Source organism: Vibrio sp. 811, from assembly GCF_033339195.1.
The window spans coordinates 1-564 of sequence record NZ_JAWOUB010000749.1; the positions used below are offsets into that span (position 1 = coordinate 1).

A 564-nucleotide genomic window follows, 5' to 3' on the forward strand; every position below is an offset into this window, starting at 1 on the left:
TAATTAGGTTAACTGGTTGATTTGATATTCTTTAAGTGATTAGTTGATCACGATTTTCATCTGCAATTTGTTGAGCTTGTGCTCAAAAATTCTCCCGTTCTGTTTTTAGGATAGAGGTTGTTCCCCAACCAACATCTAACCTAAAAGCAGGTGATTCCCATGACAAAAAATCTTTTCCGCCTCAGTACGATTACCCTTGGTTTGTGCCTCAGTTCTTTGTCGTTCGCCCAGTCCGATCTTCCTAATATCAAAATCCTCGCGACTGGCGGCACCATCGCTGGCGCAGGTCAATCTGCCACTGAGTCGAACTACACCGCAGGTAAAGTTGGCGTCGAATCATTAATTTCTGCTGTGCCGAGCATGACCAACATTGCGGATATTTCTGGTGAGCAAGTCGTCAGCATCGGCTCTCAAGACATGAACGATGAGGTATGGCTGAAGTTAGCGAAAAGGGTTAACGAGCTGCTCGCTCAAGATGATGTTGACGGTATCGTCATCACCCACGGTACGGATACATTGGAAGAAACCGCATACTTCCTTGATTTAACGGTGAAGAGCGACAAG

1 protein-coding gene is annotated in these 564 nt (G+C 45.4%); it reads left to right on the top strand.

Features of this window, described 5'->3' with window-relative positions; translation table 11 throughout:
• Positions 1-159: 159 nt before the first annotated feature.
• A partial coding sequence (locus tag R7Q46_RS29195) for an asparaginase domain-containing protein (RefSeq protein ID WP_318078582.1) occupies positions 160-564 on the top strand: 405 nt, incomplete at its 3' end.